Here is a 16,059-nt window from a genome sequence, read left to right on the forward strand (position 1 = left end):
ATCCGGCCAAAGATGCAGCCTGGTTCCGGCGTTACAATAGCCTGCCCTGCCTAAGGAATATGTATGCGCGGAATGGGCACTGCGGCCAAAAGACCTGATGTTGGCCGGTCAAGTCAGGCACTGAATCTTCAACAAACTATTGCTTATATTCTGCCTTATTTACTGGCTTTTAAAGGCCGGGTCATTTTTGCTTTGCTGGCCTTAGTGGCCGCCAAAGCCGCCACTTTAGTGTTGCCTTATTTATTAAAACTGATAGTCGATAGCCTGGACCGCAGCCTGCAAACAGTAGTGGTGTTACCGCTTTTGTTGCTGCTGGCTTATGGCCTGATGCGTTTTGGCTCAGTGTTTTTTGGTGAAGTGCGGGATGCACTTTTTAGCCGCGTCACCGAACATGCCATGCGCCAGATTGGCTTAAAAGTATTTAACCATTTGCATCAGCAGGAGCTGAGTTTTCATCTGGACCGCAACACAGGTGGTATTAGCCGCGATATTGAACGTGGCACCAATGGCCTGAGTTTTTTAATGCGGTTTTTAATGTTTAACATAGTGCCGACTTTGCTGGAAATAGTGTTGGTTGCGGTTATTTTCTGGAGTTTGTTTTCGTTTTGGTATGCGCTTATTACCGCAGTTGCGGTGGCTTTTTATATCTGGTTTACCGTGCAGGTGACCGAATGGCGCAACCAGTTTATCCGTGATGCCAACCAGGCCGATTCTGCCACCAACGGCCGGGCGGTGGACAGTCTGCTGAATTTCGAGACGGTAAAATATTTTAATAACGAAGCTTATGAAGCAAAAATGTATGACGATTTTCTGGCGAAGTGGGAAACAGCCAAGCTGAAAAACCGTATGTCGTTATTGCTGCTGAACTCTGGTCAGGCGCTGATTATCGCTGCTGCTATTACGGTGATGATGCTGATGGCAGCACAAGGTGCACTTAAACAAGAGCTGACACTTGGCGACATTGCGATGGTGAACGCTTATATGTTGCAGCTGTTTATTCCTTTGAATTTTTTAGGTTTTGTTTACCGTGAAATTCGCCGTGCTCTGACCGATCTGGAAAATATGCTCGGGCTTTTAAACCGCAAATCACAAATTACTGAATCTGCTGATGCCAAAGAACTACAACTGCAACAAGGCCAGATTGAGTTTCGTCAGGTGCATTTTGCTTATCAACAGGAAAGGCCTATTTTGCAGGACTTTAACCTGACCATTTTGCCTGGCCAAAAAGTGGCGGTGGTGGGCAGTTCAGGTGCCGGTAAAAGTACCTTAGCGCGGCTGTTGTATCGTTTTTACGATATAAACCAGGGGCAAATATTGCTGGATGGTCAGGATATTCAACAGCTGACCCTCGATAGTCTACGTCGTGCCATTGCCATAGTGCCGCAGGACACTGTGCTGTTTAACAGCAGCATCCGCGACAATATTGCTTATGGCAACCCCGCTGCAAGCGATGTTGATATTGAACAAGCTATTGATATGGCGCATTTACGCAACTTTATTAACAGCCTGCCGCAAGGGGACGCCACCCTGGTTGGCGAACGGGGTTTAAAAGTATCTGGCGGCGAAAAACAACGTATTGCCATTGCCAGGGTACTGCTGAAACGCTCGCCAATTCTGGTGTTTGATGAAGCCACCTCAGCGCTCGATTCACAAAGTGAAGCCGCTATTTTGCAGGCCATGCGCGAAGTGGCCTCTGGCCACACCTCTTTGGTCATTGCCCATCGATTATCCACTGTAGTGGATGCCGATCAGATTGTGGTGCTGCAACAAGGCAAAGTGGTGGAACAAGGGCAACATCAGCAGTTGTTGGAAAAAGGCGGTTATTATGCTGAACTTTGGGCTTTGCAGCAGCGCCAACATCAACAGACTGAAACTGGATTTGTTTGAGCCACGCCCGCATCAGACCTTGAAGCTTTAGCTTTAAAGTTCAGCCGCAAGAGCTGCGGCTGAACACTTGTTATCTCTGCATGCAGTGCAGCAAAGGCAGCAACATGCTGCTGAACTGATTTTCCCAAATACGCCCTGCTAAAGCCGAATAAATCCGGCAAATTCCTGCACTCTATAAGCGTTGTTTTTTTAACATCAAATCAGTAGGCTGTGCACAGTTTATTTAACAGAGTGAGTACAACAATGATGACATGGTTGTTTTTAGCTGTTGGTTTGGTGCTGCTGGTGATTGGCGCCGACCTGCTGGTTAAAGGGGCCGCCCGCCTCGCTGCCAGTTTTGGCATTCCAACTTTAGTAATTGGCTTAACTGTGGTGGCTTTTGGTACCAGTGCGCCAGAACTTGCGGTCAGTGTGAAAGCAGCTTTTGCCGGTCAGGCCGAACTGGCAATCGCCAATGTGGTGGGCAGCAATATTTTTAACGTGTTGTTTATCCTGGGTGCTGCCGCCGTCATTATGCCGCTGATTATTTCACGTCAGCTGATCCGTCAGGATGTGCCCATTATGGTCGCTGTGTCTGTTGTTGCAGTTCTGATGGTGCAGGACGGGCAAATTAACCGATTTGAAGCCGCTATTCTGACTTTTGGTTTATTAAGCTACACCTGGTTTTTGTTTAAACAAGGCAAACAACAAGGCACAGACAGCGCCGGTGACGATGAAGTCGAAGAGATGCTAAAAGAGCCACACCCCACCTGGCAAAATCTGGCTTTTGTGATTGGTGGTTTGGCGCTACTGGTATTGGGTGCCCGCTGGTTGGTGCAAAGTGCAGTTGAACTGGCAACAGCCTGGGGTGTGAACGAAGCTGTGATAGGTTTAACCATAGTAGCGGCCGGTACTTCGTTGCCGGAAGTGGTTACTTCTATTGTGGCTACTATTCGTGGTGAACGTGATATTGCCGTGGGTAATGTGGTCGGCAGCAATATTTTTAATATCCTTTGTGTGCTTGGTATCTCTGGTCTGGTGTCACCTACGCCGCTGCTTGCCGGCGAGCAGATGTCACAAATTGATATTCCGGTGATGCTGGCCGTCGCGGCGCTTTGTATACCGCTGTTTTTTGTCGGTGCCATTTTGCACCGCATCGAAGGTGCCATGTTTCTGGTGTTATACGCGGCCTACACCTGGTTCCTGATTGCCATGGCGTTGCAAAAACCTTATCTGCAACAGCTACAGGAAGGCATTTTATATGGCCTGGTACCGCTGGTCATTGCTTATGTGCTGATAAGCCTGGCTTGGGATTTCAGGAAAAAACGTCAGTCAGCCTGAAAAGCAGTTTGCTAAAAACGCTTCTTCGGAAGCGTTTTTTTTGCCTGAACAAAGCAAAACACCACAAAAATTGCCGTGATTTGCTATCAGGCGCTGTTGCAAAACAGGCGCTGGGCGCTGTATAGAAATAACCTGAACCCTGGTTCAGGTGAAGTAAAACAACGACATAGCCAAAGCGGAATAAGGCCATGCTGATTATTTCGTGTTGGGGCTCTAAATTGCGCTTTTGTCAAAGCGCCCTTTCGATATAATATCCGTCTTTATGGCTAAATCTTTCAGGTGTACCAATGACGCAAGATGAAATGAAAAAAAATGCAGCCTGGGCTGCGCTGGAGTATGTTCCCCGTCACACAGTAGTGGGTGTTGGCACAGGCTCCACCGTCAATCATTTTATCGACGCTTTAGCCACCATCAAAAACGATATCAAAGGTGCGGTGTCCAGCTCCATTCAATCCACTGAAAAAATGCGTGCTTTGGGTATTCAGGTGCTGGATTTAAACGACATTGACACTTTTAGCGTGTATGTCGACGGCGCCGACGAAATTAACAGTCAACACCATATGATTAAAGGTGGTGGCGCAGCGCTCACCCGCGAAAAAATTGTTGCCGCTGTTGCCGAAAAATTTATCTGTATTGTCGATGCCAGCAAACAGGTGGATGTACTGGGTAAGTTTCCCTTACCGGTGGAAGTAATTCCAATGGCACGCAACTATGTGACAAGAGAGCTTGCCAAACTCGGCGGTCGCCCGGTCTGGCGTGACAAAGTAATCACAGACAACGGCAATATTATTCTGGATGTGTTTGATTTACACATTGTTGATCCTGTGGCACTTGAACAACAAATCAACCAAATTACCGGTGTGGTCACGAACGGCATTTTTGCCGTACGCCCGGCCGACCTGGTGCTGGTGGGCAAAGCTGAAGGCACACTGGTTTTATCCTGAACATCAGCAAACCCGATGCGCCGGGCTTGCCTGTTTAATTGCCGTGCTGCTGCGTTTTTTATATCCAAAACCGCAGGCAGCCCATGGTTCCGATATTGTGAACGAGTTTTTTGACACCAAGGCCAGTACCCAATTTTACCGGACGCTGATTTTCTAAAATTATTCAAAGCGCCTGTACTACGCCAAATTTTGCAACATTGAAGAGATAGGAAAAATGGAAAAATACTCACTGCCTAAAGACAAAATAAAAATCCTGTTATTGGAAGGTCTGCATCAAAGTGCAGTACAAACTTTCAAAAATCAGGGTTACAGCAATATTGAATATCTGAAGACGTCTTTATCTGAGGCTGAGCTGATTGAAAAAATCAAAGATGTGCATTTTATTGGCATTCGCTCACGTACCCAGCTGACAGAAAAAGTGCTGGAAGAAGCCGGTAAACTGGTGGCCATTGGTTGTTTTTGTATCGGCACCAATCAGGTGGATTTAGACGCTGCTTTGGCCCGTGCTATTCCGGTGTTTAACGCACCTTTCTCCAATACCCGCTCTGTTGCTGAGCTGGTGCTTGGACAAATTATTATGTTATTACGTGGTATTCCGCAACGTAACGCCGCTGCCCACCGGGGTGAATGGCAAAAAACCGCCACTCAGTCTTATGAAGCCCGTGGCAAAACCCTGGGTATTATTGGTTATGGCCATATTGGAACTCAGCTGTCTATCATGGCTGAGAACATTGGCATGCGAGTGCAATTCTATGATATTGAAGACAAATTAGTACTGGGTAATGCCACCCAGGTTGATTTATCTACTTTATTAAAAACCTCAGACGTCGTTACGTTACACGTGCCTGAAACCCCACAAACCCAAAATATGATTGGTGAAGCTGAACTGGATCTGATGAAAGCCGGTTCTATTTTGATCAACGCTTCCCGCGGCACAGTGGTGGATATTGATGCTTTAGCCCGTGCTTTGGCCGAGAAAAAACTGGCCGGCGCTGCTATTGATGTATTCCCGGTTGAACCTACCGGCAATGATGAAGAGTTTGAATCGCCGCTGCGTGCTTTTGACAATGTGATTTTAACGCCGCATATCGGTGGTTCTACTCAGGAAGCGCAGGAAAATATCGGTTATGAAGTGGCCGGTAAACTGGTGAAATACTCCGACAACGGCTCTACCCTGTCGGCCGTCAACTTCCCTGAAGTGTCGTTGCCGGAACACAAAGGCCGTTCACGTTTATTACATATCCACAAAAACCAGCCTGGTATGCTGACCAAAATCAACGAAGCTTTTGCCAAACATGGCATCAACATTTCGGGTCAATATCTGCAAACCAACAGCGAAATTGGTTATGTGGTGATAGACATCGACAGTCTGGACCACGAGCTGGCGCTGAATGAACTGAAAGCCATTCCAGGCACGTTAAAAGCGCGGGTTCTGCATTAAAGATGCTGTGGCACTAAGCCATTGCAAGTAACAAGGAAAAGGAGCTGATATCAGCTCCTTTTTTATGTCCGTGTTAAAACAAACTTATCAGAATGAATACACCAGAGTGGCCGAAGTTTCAGTATCGGTTTTCTGACGGAATTCACCCGGGCTTGAGTCGTATTTCATCACAAAACTTAACCGCATCGACAACTGACCACTGACCTGAGAGGTCAACACACTGCGGCTTTGCCAGCTGGAGTTTTTACCATCCAGCGACACCGACCATTCCAGCGCCTGGCGGAAACTGTTGGTTTCACTAAAAGCATAATCGACGTTGGTTGCGACAAACCAAATAATACCGGTGCTGCGCTGACCATCAGAAGTTTCCTGATGGGCAAAACCAGGGCCTGTTTCAAAGTCCCAATAACTTTCACCCCGTTCAAATAAACGTTTGGCATAACCGGCCGCCACTGACGCCTGTTCATGGAAAGCGCCAAAACGGTCATTTAAATAAGCGGCACGGCCGAAAATACTGTGTTCACTCTGGTAAAACTTGTAGTTGCTCTGACCTACCAGATTGATCCGCTGGCCCGTGGTGTAACGGGTTTTGGTATTGGTTTCTTCATCAAACTGGCTGTTGCGTTGCAGCAGCGTCTGGATCAGATATTTATTCCGGAAGTCTTTCATCTCGTGCATCAGTTCGGCATTGGCACGAATAGCCGTTGATTCAGTGTTACCACTGTTGAGTACCAGACCTAACTCCAGATCACCCGCCCAGGGTTTAAAATCATCCCCACCAGCGTTATCGAAGTTGTCGAGTTGTTTTAACTGCTGATAAGTCTGACCCGACTTTAACCGCTCTGGCGGTAACTGGCTCTGACCATAAGGCACTGCCACTATATTGTTGGCAAAAACACCTGCTGTTTCTGCTTGTACCGAAACGGTAAAAATGGCACAAACTCCCACCCAAAAAGTTGCTCCCCAGATGCGCAACGACATACCCATTTCCTTTTACTTCAACAAAAAGATGCGGATTTTAATCACCACACCTGAACCACAGCTTGCTGGACTTTAACAACCAGCAAAACAACATTGATAAAAAACAACGACTTTTGTGCCCAAACGCAGCTGTACCTTTGGTCCGGACACTCGTAAAGACCCTGTACATAAAAAAGCCAGTCGGCGACTGGCTTTTTTATCACCAAGCGGAAGTTAAGCGGCGTCGCCGCGCGCCTTGATAAAGGCCAGCGCCAGCTCAATACGCGCCAGGCTACGCTCTTTGCCAATCAGCGTCAGGGTCACATCCAACGAAGGTGAATTACCACCACCAGTGACTGCAACCCGCAGTGGCATACCCACTTTGCCCATGCCAAGGCCCAGGCTTTCGGCAGCGGTGTTAATAGCAGCATGCACAGTTTCGGCATTCCAGTCTGTCAGCGCAGCCAAATGTTGTGCAACGGCCTGCAATGGCTCCGCAGCTACTGGGCGTAAATGTTTTTTCGCGGCATTTTCTTCAAAGTCACTGAAGTCTTCATAAAAATAACGACTGACTTCCACCAGCTCTTTTAAGGTTTTCACCCGCTCACCCTGCACTGCAATCACTTGCTCCAGGCTTGGGCCCTTGCTGATATCCAGTTTTTGCTCAGCAATATGCCACTCAAGGTGCTTGGCTACTTCAGCAGCAGGCAAAGTGCGGATGTAATGCTGGTTTAACCATTGCAGTTTTTCGGTGTTAAAAGCCGAAGGAGCACGGTTACAGGCCGATAAGTCAAAAATTTCCACCAGCTCGTCCAGGCTGAAAATTTCCTGGTCACCATGAGACCAGCCCAAACGCACCAGATAATTTAATAAGGCTTGTGGCAAATAACCGTTGTCGCGGTATTGCATCACACCTACAGCACCATGGCGTTTAGACAGACGTTTACCATCATCACCCAGAATCATCGGTACATGGGCGTATTTTGGTAACTGTGCACCCAGCGCCGACAGAATATTCATCTGACGTGGGGTGTTATTCACATGGTCATCACCACGAATCACGTGGGTCACACCCATTTTCCAGTCGTCTACCACAACAGTCAGGTTGTAGGTTGGGGTACCGTCACTGCGGGCAATAATTAAATCGTCCAGCTCAGCGTTGGCAACTTCAATGCGGCCTTTAATCAGGTCGTCAATCACCACCACGCCATTCAGCGGATTTTTAAAACGGATGCAATAAGGTTTGTCAGTTGGATGATCAGTACGGTCACGCCACATACCGTTGTATTTTGGTTTTTCGCCGGCCGCCATTTGTGCTTCACGCATGGCGTCTACTTCTTCAACAGTGCAAAAACACTTATAAGCTTTGCCTTCAGCCAGCAGCTGAGCCACAACTTCTTTATATAAATCAAAACGTTTAGTCTGGTAAAACGGACCTTGATCCCAGTCCAGCCCCAGCCAGTTCATGCCGTCTAAAATGGCATCAACAGACTCTTGAGACGAACGTTCTAAGTCGGTGTCTTCAATACGCAGAATAAAAGTACCACCGGTTTTTCTGGCATATAACCAGCTGAATAACGCAGTACGGGCACCACCAACGTGCAGATAACCTGTTGGGCTTGGCGCAAAACGGGTAACAATCGACATAATTCATCCAGATTTGAGACAACAAATAATGACGCCATTGTAACAATCCGGGGCGGCTCTTGCACTGCTCTTCAGCCATAGAACCACACGATTTATCAATGAAATGGCAAAAATGACTACTTTTACAGCAGACGGCTGCAAAATGAAAAAATATCATTGACAGCTTTTGCTTGCCCCCTATAATGACCGCCGAACGTTGCAGCGGATTGTTAGCTCAGCTGGGAGAGCACCGCCCTTACAAGGCGGGGGTCACTGGTTCGAACCCAGTACAATCCACCATAACGTTTATATTGATTATCCAGCGGATTGTTAGCTCAGCTGGGAGAGCACCGCCCTTACAAGGCGGGGGTCACTGGTTCGAACCCAGTACAATCCACCAATCAATAACTGCAAGCCCCAGGATGGTTAGCTCAGCTGGGAGAGCATCGCCCTTACAAGGCGAGGGTCACTGGTTCGATCCCAGTACCATCCACCACATTTTCGAGATTTATCCAGCGGATTGTTAGCTCAGCTGGGAGAGCACCGCCCTTACAAGGCGGGGGTCACTGGTTCGAACCCAGTACAATCCACCAAATCTTCAAATCTTCAAATCTTCAAATCTTCAAATCTTCAAATCTTCAAATCTTCAAATCTTCAAATCTTCAAATCTTCAAATCTTCAAATCTTCAAATCTTCAAATCTTCAAATCTTCAAAAAATATCAGCATTGATAAGATTATTTCGCTTCGTTCGCACAATTTTATCCTTTCCCGCCCCTACACCAATAAAAACACAGCTTAGCCGCCAACTTCTCCGGCACAATCTTGTGTTGAAAACATCGGTGCTTCGCTGTGTTTGTAAAAGCCAACAACTACCTATCAACTGGCAGGCGTGAAGTTCAACTCAATATTTTGATAATAAAGCGTTGTTTTGCCTTCAAAACCTGAATCTGTGCCGACAAAAATCCAGACTGCGCCACTGGCATCCGTGGTTAAGGTTAGATTTTTACTGACACTGGAACTGACCAGTTTGCTCTGGTATTTGGAAGCATCACAAGGCAAACCCGGCACTGCAATATCCCCCAGCACCTTCGACTGAGCGCCGTCCTGACTCTGATTACCTTTGGCGACATTGAGCGTATACCCATTTTGTTTAGGTTCAATATCGGCATAACCAAAATGCAGATACACAGCTTCACCTGGCGCACCACCAATGCCAACACAACCGACACCACTGTGTGATAAAAAACTCACGGTTAAACTGGCCTGATAACGGCTGGACGGCGACAAGCCCGTGATACGGCGTTTGAGATACATAAATAAATCGTCGCTGCGATTATGACCGGACAACATAAAACCTGAACCGGTAAAACCAGTGGGCAAGGTTTTAATGCCTGAGTCCAGCTCATAAATGCCGGAATTTTCTTGTGGATAATCAGCAAAACCGGCCTGCCAACCTAAAGCACCTTGTGCAAACTGATACTGAAATTCCGATTTTTGCTCACCATTGTTTAATTCCACTTTGCAGCCGGTTAATAACAATAACGGCAAACACCAATAAGCCCGCTTGTCCATTTTTACATTCCCCTGTTGATGGTTTGTTTCAGCCTAATCAGGGGGCAGCCCAATAGCTGTAACCATCTGTCAGCAGAGTGTAAAAAAAACGGTCTGAATTTTCGCACTCAAGTGCCTGTTTCATCGCCAGTTCTGTCCTGCTATAGTAGCCATAACCTCTTTTCAGACTCGCTGGCTTATTGATGGATCAGAACCTCAGCAGAGAAATTAAAATCCTGATCATCGACGAACAGGCACTAGCACAGAACTATCTGCGTTTTGCGCTGGAGAAGCTCGGTTATACCCAGGTACAGTTTACCGACAAAGCACAAAGTGCCTTGCAGCTGTGTAAAGACCGGCAGTTTGACCTCATTATCTGTTCATTTAACCTGCAACAAGGCAAAGACGGTTATCAGCTGTATGAAGAATTAAAAGTACGGCGTATTCAAAAACTCAGTACCGGTTTTATTTTTATCAGCGCCGAAACAGATCCATCGCTGGTTTATAGTGTGCTTGAGCTGCAACCTGATGAATTTCTGGCAAAACCCTATACGATGCGCGATTTGCAAAGCCGTATTGAACGGGTGCTCAGGCGCAAACAGGAACTGATGCCCATTTACCTCTGGATGGAACAAAACCGCTTGGATCGCGCTTTGCAACAGCTGGATCAGATGTTGGCCGAAGGCCAGAACCCCAAGCTGGTGCCGGTATTGTTACGTTTTAAAGGCGATTTGTTATTACAACTGGCCGACTACGACAAAGCGCAGTTGTTTTTCCGCTCTGTACTGGCCGTGCAACCTTTTAACTGGGCACGCATGGGTTTGGTGAAAACCTTATTGGCCAAAGGAGATATCCAGCAAGCTACAGTGGAAATGCAACTACTGGAACAAAAAGGTGAAACCAAACTTTTTGCGCTGGAGCAACTGGCTGAACTGGAATTTCGCCGCGATGAATTTGAACAGGCGCAGCTCCATCTGGAACAAGCCACAGCTTTGGCGCCACGTAATTTATTCCGTCAGCAAAAGCTGCAACAACTGTCACGGCTGAACCACGACTACGAAAGGCAATATAAAGCCGCCCGTGACATGGTGAAATTCGCCCGTTATTCGATGTATGAACAGCCTGAACTTTATTTAAATCTGGCCCGTGCCTGTATTGATTTTGCCGTCAGTCTGGACGAGGACGGTGAGACCAATAAACTCAGCAAACAAGCCGCCGATTGCCTGAGTAGCCTGAAATCACAATTTCCGGACGCTGACACCAAAGAGCAACAACTGGTGGTGCAGGCCAGATTGTTGTATTTAAAAGATCAAAAAGACAAAGCACAGAAGCTACTGGCCGAACTTGATAACAACAATATGGTGATAGATAACCTGGAAGCGGCGCTGGATAAAGCCAAAGCTTTGCATGAAGTTGGGCTGACACAGGTGTCCAGACAATGGTTTGAACAAATCACCCGTTATTGCCAGCAACAACAAACCGATCCTTACCTGAAAAGTTATCTGCATCAGGAAAGCACCGAACGTGCTGAGCTCACTACCCCGCCACGCGAACTCAACAATATTGCTGTTATGCATTTTCAGCACGGCAACTGGCAATCCGCTTTGGCGGCTTTTGAACATGCCTTTCGCTTATTACCACGCAACAGCGGTATAGCGCTGAACTTATTACAAAGTATGCTGACGGCACCTGAACATTTGTTGCCTGCGCAAAAACGTCAACTGCTGACACAGGCTTGTTTACGCGCTATTGAAAAAGGTAAATTAAATCCGGAGCAAAGCCGGCGTTTTGAACAGCTGAAACTCAAACATCCGGCCGTATTCGCCCGTTAAGGTTATTTCTGTACTTTATCTTCCGGCCATTCTGCAAACACCAGCGGCAGCTTTTTGCTGCCAAGCAACCAGCCAAACGCCAGTAGCAATAACAAAGGTGCTAATAACAACCAGGGTGCGTTTATCGCAACAAACTGCGGTAAATGGCTAATAGTCCAATATAAATCTACAGCAACCACCGCCAGCAACAGCCATTTGCTGTAACGCCAGACAGCAAACCAGAACTTTTTGGCTCTGCCTCTTCTGAGTTTTTTGTCATAAGGCACCCTTTGGGTGAAAGCAGCAAACACCAGCAGCACCGGCAGACAGATCAGACAAGCACGGACAAAATCGGCACTTTGCGGATAAATCCAGGCCAGCATCGAACGTTGCTCGGCCGGCAAAGTTAAGGTTAACAACCAGCAAATATAAGGCCGTAACAATAGCAACAATAACAAATACAGCCGGTTGGGTACCCGGTGCAGGCCATCAGCGTCCAGCAGCGGCAGCTCGGCGTATTTTTTTGGTTGTTCTGTCATCAGCCGTCAGCACTCCCGCTTCCGGCCATCAAAACGCCGGCCACTGCAGCTGGCACCACAGTCGCTAACCGCAAGGCGTAGACAGCAAAGCGCAGGGGCTGCTGATTCTTGTGACTGCACAACCTCCTATTCATGTTAAAGCCCGTGCTCAGCAAAAAGCGCCAGCATCTGATCTTCGGTCCAGACCGCAACACCCAGCTCTTCAGCCTTGGCCAATTTAGAGCCGGCGTTATCCCCTGCGATCACCGCATGGGTTTTGGCCGACACTGAGCCTGCCACTTTAGCGCCCAGTTGTTGTAATTTATCTTTGGCTTCATCCCGCCCCATCGCCGTTAAAGTGCCGGTTAAAACCAGGGTTTGACCTGCCAGTGGTTGTGCAACTTCGGCTTTGGCTTCAATGTCAGGCCACCTGATACCCACCGCAATCAGCTCGCTGACCACTTGTTGTTGATGGGCGTCCTGGAAAAAATGTAATAACCGACCGGCCACTACAGCACCCACATCGGCAACAGCTAAAAGCTGCTCCAGACTAGCCTGCTGCAAGGCCGGTAAAGTGCGGAAATGGTTGGCTAAATTCAGTGCTGTGGCTTCACCCACATCCCGAATGCCCAGCGCATAAATAAAACGCGGCAAAGTGGTATTTTTGGCAGTGTTAATGGCGGCTAACAGCTTTAGCGCCGACTTCTCGCCCATGCGCTCCAGCCCAACCAAGGCTGGCATATCCAGTTTAAAAATATCGGCCGGGTTATGCACCAGGCCTTCATCAACCAGCTGCTCTATTAATTTATCGCCAAGACCATCCACATCCAGGGCTTTACGGGCGACAAAATGTTTCAGCGCTTCTTTACGCTGCGCCGGGCAATATAAACCGCCACTACAACGGCTGACCGCTTCCCCTTCGACCCGCTCAATGTCGGACTGACAGACCGGACATTGGCTAGGGAATACAATAGGCTGGCTTTGCTGCCGCTCTGCCATAACCACTGCAACTATTTGTGGGATCACGTCGCCGGCGCGGCGCACTATTACAGTGTCGCCAATCTGAATGCCTAACCTGTTGATTTCGTCCTGATTATGCAAAGTGGCGTTGGACACAGTGACACCACCAACACTGACAGGCTCCAGCCGTGCTACTGGTGTGATAGAGCCGGTACGACCCACCTGAAATTCCACATCCAATAAACGGGTGGTTTTTTCCTGTGCCGGAAATTTAAAAGCAATGGCCCAGCGTGGTGCGCGCGACACAAAACCAAGCGCCAGTTGCTGCGCCAGATTGTCTACTTTGAGCACTACCCCATCAATTTCATAAGGCAAGCTGCTGCGTTTTTCACCAATTTGCTGATGATAAGCAAGCGCTTTGTCGGCGCCCTGGCATAAACGAATTTCCGGGCACACCGGCAAACCCCAGTTTTTCAGCTGTTGCAAACGACCATAATGGCTTTGGTTATCCAGCAGATTGTCGGGATCTTCCACCACGCCAACGGCATAAGCATAAAAACTTAACGGACGGCTGGCGGTAATTTTGGGGTCGAGCTGGCGCAAACTGCCGGCAGCGGCATTACGTGGGTTGGCAAATATTTTATCACCGCGTTGTTTGGCCGCTTCGTTCATTTTTTCAAAACCAGCCAGTGGCATAAAAACTTCACCCCGCACTTCCAGTACTGCCGGATACTTCCCTTGCAGCGTCAGCGGAATACAACGGATGGTTTTGATATTGCTGGTAATATCTTCGCCGGTATAACCATCACCACGGGTGGCGGCTTGCACCAAAACCCCATTTTCATAACGGATACTAACGGCCAAACCATCGAGTTTGGGCTCGGCGCAAAATTTAAATTCTGTTTGTTGATCCAGCCGGTCGGCCATACGCTGATAAAAGGCCAGGAAATCTTCATTGGCAAAGGCGTTATCCAACGACAACATCGGCAACTGATGTTGTACCTGACCAAACTTATCCAAGGGTTTGGCACCAACCCGCTGTGTTGGCGAATCAACACTGACCAGCTCAGGAAACTGTTGCTCCAGCTGTTGCAATTGTTTGAACAGCGCGTCGTAATCGGCGTCAGGGATACTTGGGTTATCCAGCACATAATATTGATAATTATGCTGATTTATTTGCTGGCGCAGCTGGTCTATCTGCTGTTTAGCAGCATCTGATGAAAAAATTTGAGTCATAACATCCACAAGATCGGGCATCACACTTTTTTGATGGCATATAGCATGGGGTCTAGTTGGGCTGAGTGCAAGAGGCAAAAGATGTTGTGTGATCAGATGGCAAAAAACTGCACAAATAATTGCAGCCAGCAATCAACAAGGGGGGCTCTGCAGCCCCCGGTAACAGCAACTAATTTTGTTGCCAGCTTAAAGTGACACCACTAAAGCTCGTATAAGCACGAAGGCCAATATACCAGCTGCCCGCCTGCGGATTGCTGATACTGCAACTTTCGGTATTGCCGTTTTTATAAGGCCGGCACTGATAACTTGTGGTAGTCGGGTTACTGCCAAAACGCAGATATAAATCGGCATCACCGCTACCACCAGCACTATTCACGACCAGGGATGTGGCGCCTGCAGGCACTGTCACTGTTTTATAAATCCATTGACCTGAAGTTGCCGCAAGATTAGTCCATTGCCCGCTGTTGCCGGGTGGTGGTGTGGTACTGCCGGCATTGGCAAGCTCAAGTGCAAAAGACAAACCCAGTTTGGCAAATTTCAGCGCATGTAAAGCACTGCTGTCTGAATTAGCCAATGTGTCATTCACTGTATGAATGCGCGGGTTTGAGCTATTAAAACGCGCTTCAAACGGCATAGCGGCGGCAAAACCTGCGTTGTGCCATGAAGCATGGTCGGAGCAACCATAACCACAGACATCATTGGCCTGGCGTAGTGTTGGCTGATAAGTGCTGATTAGGCTGCGTAAATAGCTGTTTAACGACGCATTGGTATAGTCGGTGATCAATACTATATCTTCAGCGCTGCCTTTATAGTTGGTCATATCCAGCTGCAATGCCGCCACTATATTGTGTCCTGCGCTTGCCGCCGCATTGGCAATATCTTTACTGCCCCGAAGCCCCACTTCTTCAGCGGCATAACCATAAAATTTGATGGTGCGTTTAGGCCGCAGATTTTGGCTGGTGATCACCCGGATAATGTCGGTTAATGTGGCAATACCGGAAGCATCGTCGTCTGCACCAGGCGCTCTGGTGCTTTCAGTGGTGCCACTTTGGTTGATGGAATCCAGATGACCACCAAGCACCACTATTTCATTGGGCCTTTCACTGCCGGTGATGGTTAACAGCACCGATTGCTGGTTATAACCACTGTGGCTGACACGGCTGACACTGACCCAGCTTAAACCCGATGCCAGACTGCTCCACTGACTGGCTATCCAGTCGGCGGCATTTTTACCAACAGTGGTGTTGTAATACCTGTTGGTAAAAGCGGATAAATCGGCGATGGTCTGGGCAATGCTGGCGTTATTCAGTAGCGGCAAACTGGCGTTGACCAAAGTGGTTTGTGTAAGAGGTGGTGCGTTAAAAGTGGCCAGCGATACCGGATTGGCCACAGCGGCCATGGCTTCTTCCAGGCTGTTATGGGCAATAAAACCACCACAACGATGTAATTCACGGTGAATTTGACTGCTCAGCGCGGCAATATCTTCTTCCTGAATTTGTGCCAGTACCGGCAACAGAGTGCCGCTGCTTAACGGCAAAGCTGCTGATTGAGCCTGTCCGGATGTTTCGGTCAGTTCGCGCTGATGTAAGGTATAAGGTGCATTTTTCAGTTGTTTGGCCGTGGCCGGATCCAGGGTGATCCAGACCGGATCAGCAAGTACAGGTAAAACCAATATTGTCAAAGGTAAAAAAATTAAACTTTTCATAGCTGTTCCTGGTGTTTTTTATAAAAAATCACTATCGGTTGATAGCGCACCAAGCCTAGAAAAGACACTCAAAAGCACCGGATATTTAGATGACAATTT

The 16,059-nt window shown here is 48.0% G+C and carries 11 protein-coding genes and 4 tRNA genes; 9 read left to right on the plus strand and 6 right to left on the minus strand.

The annotated features are described in order from the left end of the window. The first annotated feature begins 63 nt into the window (after window positions 1-63). The 4 genes from RCH83_RS09335 to serA all read left to right on the plus strand — a co-directional run bounded on the left by RCH83_RS09335 (window position 64) and on the right by serA (window position 5,592). Complete coding sequence (locus RCH83_RS09335) at window positions 64-1,887, plus strand: ABC transporter ATP-binding protein/permease (protein WP_306521299.1); 1,824 nt, start codon at window positions 64-66, stop codon at window positions 1,885-1,887. Between the two features lie 243 nt (window positions 1,888-2,130). Beyond that, complete coding sequence (locus RCH83_RS09340) at window positions 2,131-3,207, plus strand: calcium/sodium antiporter (protein ID WP_306521301.1); 1,077 nt, start codon at window positions 2,131-2,133, stop codon at window positions 3,205-3,207. A 287-nt stretch (window positions 3,208-3,494) separates the two neighbouring features. Then, window positions 3,495-4,151, plus strand: coding sequence for a ribose-5-phosphate isomerase RpiA (gene rpiA, locus RCH83_RS09345; RefSeq protein WP_306521303.1), 657 nt, complete (start codon window positions 3,495-3,497; stop codon window positions 4,149-4,151). 214 nt (window positions 4,152-4,365) lie between these two features. Next, window positions 4,366-5,592, plus strand: a complete 1,227-nt coding sequence (gene serA, locus RCH83_RS09350) for a phosphoglycerate dehydrogenase (protein WP_306521305.1) — start codon at window positions 4,366-4,368, stop codon at window positions 5,590-5,592. Between the two features lie 87 nt (window positions 5,593-5,679). On the opposite strand, the gene RCH83_RS09355 is transcribed toward serA, so the two are convergent. Continuing rightward, window positions 5,680-6,573: a YdiY family protein gene (locus RCH83_RS09355; protein ID WP_306521307.1), complete on the minus strand. Its 894-nt coding sequence runs from the start codon at window positions 6,571-6,573 to the stop codon at window positions 5,680-5,682. 213 nt (window positions 6,574-6,786) lie between these two features. After that, window positions 6,787-8,199 carry a glutamate--tRNA ligase gene (gene gltX, locus RCH83_RS09360; RefSeq protein ID WP_306521309.1) on the minus strand — a complete coding sequence of 471 codons (1,413 nt, stop codon included), beginning with the start codon at window positions 8,197-8,199 and terminating at the stop codon, window positions 6,787-6,789. Window positions 8,200-8,402: 203 nt separating this feature from the next. On the opposite strand from gltX, the gene RCH83_RS09365 reads away from it, so the two are divergent. The 4 genes from RCH83_RS09365 to RCH83_RS09380 all read left to right on the plus strand — a co-directional run bounded on the left by RCH83_RS09365 (window position 8,403) and on the right by RCH83_RS09380 (window position 8,771). Next, window positions 8,403-8,478, plus strand: a tRNA-Val gene (locus RCH83_RS09365). 24 nt (window positions 8,479-8,502) lie between these two features. After that, window positions 8,503-8,578, plus strand: a tRNA-Val gene (locus RCH83_RS09370). A gap of 20 nt (window positions 8,579-8,598) precedes the next feature. Further along, window positions 8,599-8,674, plus strand: a tRNA-Val gene (locus RCH83_RS09375). A 21-nt stretch (window positions 8,675-8,695) separates the two neighbouring features. Further along, window positions 8,696-8,771: transfer RNA gene (locus RCH83_RS09380), tRNA-Val, on the plus strand. Window positions 8,772-9,055: 284 nt separating this feature from the next. Here RCH83_RS09380 and RCH83_RS09385 read toward each other — a convergent pair. Further along, complete coding sequence (locus tag RCH83_RS09385; RefSeq protein ID WP_306521311.1) at window positions 9,056-9,751, minus strand: hypothetical protein; 696 nt, start codon at window positions 9,749-9,751, stop codon at window positions 9,056-9,058. A 182-nt stretch (window positions 9,752-9,933) separates the two neighbouring features. On the opposite strand from RCH83_RS09385, the gene RCH83_RS09390 reads away from it, so the two are divergent. Next, window positions 9,934-11,562 carry a response regulator gene (locus tag RCH83_RS09390; RefSeq protein WP_306521313.1) on the plus strand — a complete coding sequence of 543 codons (1,629 nt, stop codon included), beginning with the start codon at window positions 9,934-9,936 and terminating at the stop codon, window positions 11,560-11,562. 2 nt (window positions 11,563-11,564) lie between these two features. Here RCH83_RS09390 and RCH83_RS09395 read toward each other — a convergent pair whose 3' ends face one another. The 3 genes from RCH83_RS09395 to RCH83_RS09405 all read right to left on the minus strand — a co-directional run bounded on the left by RCH83_RS09395 (window position 11,565) and on the right by RCH83_RS09405 (window position 15,960). After that, entirely contained in the window at window positions 11,565-12,080 is a 516-nt protein-coding gene (locus tag RCH83_RS09395) for a DUF2919 family protein (protein ID WP_306521315.1), read from the minus strand. A 135-nt stretch (window positions 12,081-12,215) separates the two neighbouring features. Further along, the gene (gene ligA, locus RCH83_RS09400) at window positions 12,216-14,255 is read right to left on the minus strand and encodes an NAD-dependent DNA ligase LigA (protein ID WP_306521317.1); all 2,040 of its coding nucleotides are present in this window, start codon (window positions 14,253-14,255) and stop codon (window positions 12,216-12,218) included. A 169-nt stretch (window positions 14,256-14,424) separates the two neighbouring features. Then, entirely contained in the window at window positions 14,425-15,960 is a 1,536-nt protein-coding gene (locus RCH83_RS09405; protein ID WP_306521319.1) for a M20/M25/M40 family metallo-hydrolase, read from the minus strand. Window positions 15,961-16,059: the final 99 nt, after the last annotated feature.

The sequence above is a fragment of the Rheinheimera sp. genome, from assembly GCF_030824435.1.
Lineage (GTDB): Bacteria > Pseudomonadota > Gammaproteobacteria > Enterobacterales > Alteromonadaceae > Pararheinheimera.

Coding starts and splice junctions, on each gene's coding strand:
- RCH83_RS09335 (WP_306521299.1), top strand. CDS start 64: ATGCGCGGAATGGGCACTGCGGCCAAAAGACCTGATGTTGGCCGGTCA.
- RCH83_RS09340 (WP_306521301.1), top strand. CDS start 2,131: ATGATGACATGGTTGTTTTTAGCTGTTGGTTTGGTGCTGCTGGTGATT.
- rpiA (WP_306521303.1), top strand. CDS start 3,495: ATGACGCAAGATGAAATGAAAAAAAATGCAGCCTGGGCTGCGCTGGAG.
- serA (WP_306521305.1), top strand. CDS start 4,366: ATGGAAAAATACTCACTGCCTAAAGACAAAATAAAAATCCTGTTATTG.
- RCH83_RS09355 (WP_306521307.1), bottom strand. CDS start 6,573: ATGTCGTTGCGCATCTGGGGAGCAACTTTTTGGGTGGGAGTTTGTGCC.
- gltX (WP_306521309.1), bottom strand. CDS start 8,199: ATGTCGATTGTTACCCGTTTTGCGCCAAGCCCAACAGGTTATCTGCAC.
- RCH83_RS09385 (WP_306521311.1), bottom strand. CDS start 9,751: ATGGACAAGCGGGCTTATTGGTGTTTGCCGTTATTGTTATTAACCGGC.
- RCH83_RS09390 (WP_306521313.1), top strand. CDS start 9,934: ATGGATCAGAACCTCAGCAGAGAAATTAAAATCCTGATCATCGACGAA.
- RCH83_RS09395 (WP_306521315.1), bottom strand. CDS start 12,080: ATGACAGAACAACCAAAAAAATACGCCGAGCTGCCGCTGCTGGACGCT.
- ligA (WP_306521317.1), bottom strand. CDS start 14,255: ATGACTCAAATTTTTTCATCAGATGCTGCTAAACAGCAGATAGACCAG.
- RCH83_RS09405 (WP_306521319.1), bottom strand. CDS start 15,960: ATGAAAAGTTTAATTTTTTTACCTTTGACAATATTGGTTTTACCTGTA.